Origin of the sequence: Cohaesibacter haloalkalitolerans, from assembly GCF_003574655.1 — a bacterium.
Classification (GTDB): domain Bacteria; phylum Pseudomonadota; class Alphaproteobacteria; order Rhizobiales; family Cohaesibacteraceae; genus Cohaesibacter; species Cohaesibacter haloalkalitolerans.
In genome coordinates this window covers 1-6,744 of record NZ_QNUM01000020.1, presented here as the reverse complement: position 1 = coordinate 6,744, position 6,744 = coordinate 1, and the positions used below count along the sequence as shown (strand labels likewise).

The following is a 6,744-nucleotide window of genomic DNA, read 5'->3' as shown; positions in this document are numbered from 1 at the left end:
ACCCTCGCTCGGTGATCTGCGTGACTGCTTCAATCTTGAATTCTTTGGTGAATTGGGTATGGGCCATCGTAGTCTCCTTGACTCAATTTTAGGGAACAAGGTGTCTACAATTCTAGGGGCAATTCATTCAAACGCCTGATGTTCAGCCCAAAGGCCAAGCACCCGGCGTTCGTTTGTCATCATGCATCAGCCAGAGTTGGCAAGACATGGGTCCCCATTTCCTCGATGACCGACTGCGCCGGGCGCCGCGAGGGCTTGAGGTTGAGTGCAATATGCTGGACACCAAGGTCACGGTGGCGCAACAGCCGCTCGATCAATGCCTTCCTTCCTATCCGTATCACATTGTAGAAGCGCTGATAGGGGGCATCCGGGTTCGGATCCAGATCAAAGAAGGTGGAATATCCATAGGCGGGCGGTGTCCTGTCTCCTGCTGCCGCCTTGAGAGAGGCAAGGATCTCGGCGATCGCATCGTCATCATCCACTGCCCAGATCCATGCATCGATGGTCTGCGCAAGCCACTCGATGGATTGCCGGGAGCGTCCAACCGCCATTAACGGAAGTCGTCCATTCTTTGGCTTGGGATGCATGTCCAAATTGCCAGTAAATGTGCCAAAGCGCTGTGTCTTGATCCTTGGGAAGCGGTTTTCGGACAGAGCGCAGATCAGCTCCACCTGCTCGCGATAGCGGGCTCCCCGATCTTCGAAATCGACATTGAAGGCGGGATATTCCACGGGCCGGTCCCCCGTCGACAGACCCAGAATGAAGCGGCCATCCGACAACCGGTCCATCGACAGTGCCTGTTTGGCAACCGAGATCGGTTCGCGCAGGGGCAGAACGATGCCGGTTGTTCCAAGCGTGATGTCTTTCGTCACTGCAGACAGGAAACCCAGATAGACGAAGGGATCGAGCATCTGCGCCGCGTCACCAAAATTCGGATCATAGAAGGGTACGTCCCGCACCCAGATGCTCGCAAAGCCAGCCTGTTCAGCCAGTTTTGCGACCTGCTGATGATCATCAAGGGTTGGAAACGGACTGTCGGGATAGGCTTCGATCGGAGTGATTAGCCCAACCGACAGGCGGTTCTCCGAGAAGACCCGGGAAAAGCTCTGCGGGGGTGTTGTGATGTCATCCATGGGGAAGGTCTCAGTCCTCTTCATTGGGCCAGACCACATCAAGCTCGGAGCGCGCGATGCGCCATTCCCCGTTCACACGAACGTAGCTGTCTTCATACCGTCCAAGCAAAAGGAAGGGATGCTGTTCGCCAGGGCGATCTGTGACAAAGTCCAACAGGTAGCAGCTGCCGGTCGCCGTATCCGCACCGGTCAGAGTGATGTCGTGGTTTGCAACCGCATGAACGAATGGATAGTGACCGCGTTTGAGGGTGTCAAAGCTGTGATAGGCCTCCTTGAGGCTCGCCTTGATTTCCTCAAGACCGCTCATCGATCCAACGGTGACCTTCACCTCGGCATCCGTGGTGAACACCTCACCCATCCGGTCTGCCTGGCCTCCATCAAGAAGAGCGCTGTAGTGAAGGCGTAAGGCCCGGATTTCTTCGCGATCAAACAACGCGTTGATGCGATCTTTGTCAGTGGTCATGTCAGTTGTTCTTCTGTTCTGTCTTCGCCTGTTCCTGCCAGACGGGAAAATCGGTGTAGCCAGCAGAGCCGGTGCCGCCATAAAAGGCTTCACGTGGGGCTTCATTGATCAACCAGCCATGCTGCATCCGTTCAACAAGGTCGGGGTTTGCGATGAAAGGCTTGCCAAAGGCGATGAGATCGAGCGCCCCATCCTGAAGTGCCTGTTCGCCTGTTTCCTTTGTGAAACCGCCTGCCGCAATCAGTGTGCCGGTGAAGGTCTTGCAGAATTGCGAGGGGAAGCCTGCCGGCATCGCCTCCCCGCCAATGGTCAGCTGATCACTGAGGTGGACATAGGCTGGCTGGCGCGTCTCTAGAGCCTCGGCCACGGCAAGCCATGTTGCAGCCTCGTCTTCATATCCCTTCATGCCGGACAGACGTCCAAAGGGAGAGATGCGAACTGCTGTCCGGTTCATCCCTATCTCCGCGGCAACCGCATCGATGGTTTCCATCAGGAAGCGCAGACGGTTTTCTATACTGCCGCCATAGTGATCGGTTCGCTGGTTGGAATTGGCATTGAGGAACTGCTCGAAGAGATAGCTGTTGGCTCCATGGATCTCGACCCCATCAAAACCTGCTCGCACGGCACGCTTGGCGGCAGCAACAAAATCGGCCGTGATGCCAGCAATTTCGTCTGTTTCCAGTGCGCGAGGGGTGCTGGCGGGCTGCTGGCCGGGTTGACCATCAGGACTGATGGCATAGGAAATGGCTCCCTCGGCCCGAATTGCACTCGCCGACACCGGCGCTGCACCGTCCGGCTGCAGCGAGGTGTGAGAAACCCGGCCAACGTGCCAGAGCTGAACATAGATGCGCCCACCCCGCTGATGCACGGCCTCCGTGACCTTGGCCCAACCGGCTTCCTGTTCGTCGGTATAGATGCCGGGCGTGTAGAGATAGCCATTGCCTTGCTGGCTGACAGGTGCGCCTTCAGTAATGATCAAACCAGCACTGGCGCGTTGCGCGTAGTAAAGAGCCGTTTGGTCATCCGGCACCCCGGTCTCGGCGCGCGAACGCGTCATGGGCGCCATCACCACCCGGTTGGGGAGCTGAAGACCAGCAAGATCGAAAGGCGAGAAGAGTTGGGACATGGGAACAGTCCTTTCACTAGATGCGACAATGGAAACTCGGTTGCGTGCCGCTTGCGCAAGTCGGCATGCCGTTGCCACATAATCTATTGATCAATATCGAAATGATAATATACTTCAAATTCCCTTCATTCCGTCCTAAGATTCCATAATGATGAATGCAACAGACCCCTTTGCTGGCGTGCGTGAATTCGTTGAAGCGGTGCGTAGCGGCTCCTTCACGGCGGCTGGCATGCAGCTGGGATTAACCGGATCGGCTGTCGGCAAGAGCGTCAGTCGCCTTGAAGCAAGGCTCGGGACAAAGCTCCTGCATCGCACCACCCGGCGGCTGTCGCTCACCCCGGAAGGCCAGCGCTATTTCGATGGCTGGGCGGAGATTCTGTCTGACGTGCGCAGCCTTGAGGATTCAGTCGTCGCACAGAGCGGACGCATTTCAGGGCGTTTGAATATTCATCTGCCAGCCGCATTCGGACGCAGGCATGTTCTGCCCGTTCTGACCCGACTGGCGGGTGAGCACCGGTCGCTCGATCTGTCTGTTAACTTCACGGAACGACGGGTGAATCTCATCAACGAAGGGGTGGATCTGGTTGTCCGGATCGGGGCTCTGGCAGACGATGCGGACCTTGTTGCCCGGCTTCTGGGACGCCAAAGACTGGTGATTTGTGCAAGCCCGGAGTATCTCGAGAGGCGTGGGGAACCTGAAACGCCTGCGGATCTCATTGAACACGATTGCATTATTGGCAGCCGTCGCGAAGACAGCCCATCAGCCTGGTTGCTTCGCCAAGCCGATGGCACCACCATGCCGCAACTCATCAGGGTGCGGCACGAGTTCAGTGACGGTGATGCCATGTTGGACGCCACGCAGGCTGGCGCAGGCCTCTCCCAATTGCCGACATGGCTGGTGACAGGCGCCCTTGCAACCGGAGCCCTGGTGCCTGTTCTCGAGCCCTTCGCTGGAGCCGAGATGCCCATTCACGCAGTCTGGCCTCGTTCGCGCTACCTGAAACCGGCACAGCGAGCCCTGATCGACACATTGGTCGCGGACGCCTCCCGCCCAGATTCTGCATACTGGTTGTAATCGCCATTACTTCTACAGGCGCGGCCGGAGCTGCCATTTGAAATGATCAACTCGGGTCCTTAGACCAAGTTTAGAGGGCCGGAATTAATCAGCCCTTCAAATAATAACATATTGAGTTTGCAGTTGCCTGCTGCCTTAGCTGAGGAGTCCGCCCTTCCGATGATCAATTGAAGCCAAATTACGATCGCTCCTATGTCAATATAGGGTTCAACCGTAGGATTGGTAGTTTTATCAATAGATTGAGGATAGGGGTGGTCTTCGCAAAGCATTAATGAATTCTGCTCATTGGCACAATCAAATTTTCCCTACTAATCCTCGTGCGAAGTCTCCCCAAATATCGACCAGCAACCACTGCGATACCAACGGGAGACCTAGAGATGACGAATAAACCAGACACTACCTCCGACACTCACAATTCCAGCCGCCGCGGCCTACTCAAGCTCGCAGGCATCGGCACGGCCACCATAGCAGCCGCCACATTGATGAATGCGCCTGCAAACGCAAAAACTCAGGAGCTAACTTTGGGAAAAGATTGGGACAAGACCTTCAAAAAAAGTGATGCCGTGGAGCATCAGAAAGTGACTTTCATCAATCGCTACGGCATAACACTTGCCGGTGATCTATATATGCCGAAAGAACGTCCTTCCGGTAAAATCGCGGCCCTCGCTATTGCGGGTCCTTTCGGAGCAGTGAAAGAACAAGCGGCCGGTCTTTATGCTCAGACGATGGCAGAGCGCGGATTCGTCACCCTTGCTTTTGACCCCTCCTTCGTTGGGGAAAGCCAAGGCGCAGAGATGAGCGTGGCCTCTCCTGACATTAACACCGAAGATTATATGGCCGCCGTCGATTTCCTGGGACTGCATGACACCGTTGATCGCGAACGGATTGGCATCATCGGCATTTGTGGCTTTGGCGGTATGGCACTCAATGCGGTGGCTGCAGACAAACGTGTCAAAGCAGTCGCGACAGCCAGCATGTATGACATGTCTCGCGTTATGGCTAAGGGCTATTATGACGCTCTCACCGATGAACAACGTGCAGCAGGTCTTGAGAAGATGAGTCGCCAACGTTGGGAAGATGCAGCTTCTGGTCAGGCAGCTCTTGCAGGTGGATTGCCCGATACACTCGATGGCATAAACGATCCAGTGATCCAGATGTATTATCGCTACTATAAAACCGAGCGCGGCTACCATCCTCGTTCCGTCAACTCCAATGCTGGGTGGACTGTGACGAACCCACTGTCCTTCATGAATATGCCTCTGCTGAGTTATGTCGATGAAATCGCTCCTCGCCCGATGCTATTGATCGCCGGATCCGAAGCTCATTCTAAATATTTCAGTGATGATGCCTACGCAAATGCTGCAGACCCTAAGGAATTGATGATCATCGAAGGCGCAGATCACTGCGACCTTTACGATCAGGTTGACATCATCCCGTTTGACAAGCTGCAGTCATTCTTCGAAAAAAATCTGGCTTGACGTCAGTGCAGTCCCAAAAAAAGTCAGCGGAATCCCCGCTGGCTTTCATATCCTCTCGCTAAGGGTAGACAGTGACCGATATCACCTAAATGCAATCCTCAAACCTACAACGGCTATGGAATCCTCATCCCTTGACGAGGTTATCCCCGATAGCGCAGGGCATTGAGGACGGCCTGGAACGCGGGGGATGCCTGACGCCGGTTTGGGTAGTAAAGGTAAAACCCGTCCCAAGTGGGGCAGAAAGGTTCCAAAACCTGAATGAGCTTTCCGGACGCAATTCCTTTCTGAGCGATCTCGTCCGGTACATAGGAAAGTCCAAATCCGGCTTCCGCTGCTTTTAGACAATCGAAAACGTTATTAAAGGCCAACTGCCCTTCGACCCGCACGCGCAGTTCACGTCCATCTTCCTTGAACTGCCACGCAAAATAGATGCCGGTTGACTGAAGCAGAAAGTTGACACAAGGGATACTGTCTAACTCGCGAGGATGTATCGGGGTCGGATAGACTTCTAGAAGCGCTGGGGAGCCAACAACAATATAGCGCAAATCTGGCCCAATTCGTGCCGAAATCATATCTTTGGCGAGGTGTTCTCCGCGTCGAACGCCTGCGTCATAGCCTTCGGTGACAATTTCATTGAGGCCATTGTCTTGCGTGATCTCGACTTTGATATCGGGATTTTTTTTCAAAAACGGAGCCAGCTTAGGCCATAACGCGTGGCTGATGCCATATTCTGACGAAACGATCCGAACAGTTCCGGCAAGCACGTCGCGCAGGGTTCCCAACGCTTCGATCTCGGCGTCAATGCCTTCCAGATGAGGCGTTACGCCCTTGAGCAGGCGCAAACCTGCTTCGGTCGGGGCGACGGCGCGTGTGGTGCGCGTGAGAAGACGCACACCGAGACGTTCCTCTAGTTGTCGGATTGTGTGACTCAGCGCAGATTGTGTCACGCCGAGCCCTGCCGCTGCACGCGTGAAGTTTCTCTCTTTTGCAACTGCAACAAAAGCGCGCAGATCATTGACATTTTCTCGTGGCATGAGAATTTATCCATGAATTAATTTGATTAAATTAACGAGACTATACCAATCCATCTCTCAATTGGCCAGCGCTTATAGTAGGTAAGAAACGTCGTAGCCGCGAAATGGACGATCGTTGCAAGGCACTCATAGGAAAGGATGAACCGATGGCAAGTATATTGATTACTGGTAGCACACAGGGTGTAGGCCTCAATGCTGCCAAACACCTTTTGGACGAAGGGCACGGCATCATCCTCCATGCGGGAAACACTAACCGCGCCGAAAGCTTTTGCGATCTCGCCAGAAAAGCAAAGGGAACCGTCATTGGCGACCTGTCTTTGGACCTGTCACGGAACTGTGCCGCTCCTTTGAAAGCATATTGTGCAACAAAGAAGATTTTCTATGGGACGATCCAGAAGCGAAGAATTTCGACAAGAAGCGGTTCACATTGCACTG

Annotated in this window: 6 protein-coding genes and 1 pseudogene; 3 read left to right on the top strand and 4 right to left on the bottom strand. The window is 54.5% G+C overall.

The features are described from left to right. Window positions 1-179 precede the first annotated feature (179 nt). Genes DSL70_RS22030 through DSL70_RS22020 form a run of 3 tightly spaced genes read right to left on the bottom strand, consistent with a single transcriptional unit; the run spans window position 180 to window position 2,722 of the window. Complete coding sequence (locus tag DSL70_RS22030) at window positions 180-1,133, bottom strand: TIGR03571 family LLM class oxidoreductase (protein ID WP_119310138.1); 954 nt, start codon at window positions 1,131-1,133, stop codon at window positions 180-182. Window positions 1,134-1,143: 10 nt separating this feature from the next. Further along, window positions 1,144-1,596: a nuclear transport factor 2 family protein gene (locus DSL70_RS22025; protein WP_119310137.1), complete on the bottom strand. Its 453-nt coding sequence runs from the start codon at window positions 1,594-1,596 to the stop codon at window positions 1,144-1,146. Between the two features lies 1 nt (window position 1,597). Beyond that, entirely contained in the window at window positions 1,598-2,722 is a 1,125-nt protein-coding gene (locus DSL70_RS22020; protein ID WP_119310136.1) for an alkene reductase, read from the bottom strand. Window positions 2,723-2,870: 148 nt separating this feature from the next. On the opposite strand from DSL70_RS22020, the gene DSL70_RS22015 reads away from it, so the two are divergent. Beyond that, window positions 2,871-3,797 carry a LysR family transcriptional regulator gene (locus DSL70_RS22015; RefSeq protein ID WP_245418316.1) on the top strand — a complete coding sequence of 309 codons (927 nt, stop codon included), beginning with the start codon at window positions 2,871-2,873 and terminating at the stop codon, window positions 3,795-3,797. Window positions 3,798-4,174: 377 nt separating this feature from the next. After that, on the top strand, window positions 4,175-5,275 hold the full coding sequence (locus DSL70_RS22005; RefSeq protein ID WP_119310134.1) for an alpha/beta hydrolase: 1,101 nt from the start codon (window positions 4,175-4,177) through the stop codon (window positions 5,273-5,275). A gap of 140 nt (window positions 5,276-5,415) precedes the next feature. Here the strand turns inward: DSL70_RS22005 and DSL70_RS22000 are convergent, their stop codons facing one another. Next, a complete protein-coding gene (locus DSL70_RS22000; protein ID WP_119310133.1) occupies window positions 5,416-6,309 on the bottom strand; it encodes a LysR family transcriptional regulator in 894 nt (297 codons plus the stop codon). A gap of 146 nt (window positions 6,310-6,455) precedes the next feature. Here DSL70_RS22000 and DSL70_RS22490 point away from each other — a divergent pair. Next, window positions 6,456-6,744 (top strand): annotated as a pseudogene (locus DSL70_RS22490) (hypothetical protein); the annotation flags it as partial.

Coding starts and splice junctions, on each gene's coding strand:
- DSL70_RS22020 (WP_119310136.1), bottom strand. CDS start 2,722: ATGTCCCAACTCTTCTCGCCTTTCGATCTTGCTGGTCTTCAGCTCCCC.
- DSL70_RS22030 (WP_119310138.1), bottom strand. CDS start 1,133: ATGGATGACATCACAACACCCCCGCAGAGCTTTTCCCGGGTCTTCTCG.
- DSL70_RS22015 (WP_245418316.1), top strand. CDS start 2,871: ATGATGAATGCAACAGACCCCTTTGCTGGCGTGCGTGAATTCGTTGAA.
- DSL70_RS22025 (WP_119310137.1), bottom strand. CDS start 1,596: ATGACCACTGACAAAGATCGCATCAACGCGTTGTTTGATCGCGAAGAA.
- DSL70_RS22000 (WP_119310133.1), bottom strand. CDS start 6,309: ATGCCACGAGAAAATGTCAATGATCTGCGCGCTTTTGTTGCAGTTGCA.
- DSL70_RS22005 (WP_119310134.1), top strand. CDS start 4,175: ATGACGAATAAACCAGACACTACCTCCGACACTCACAATTCCAGCCGC.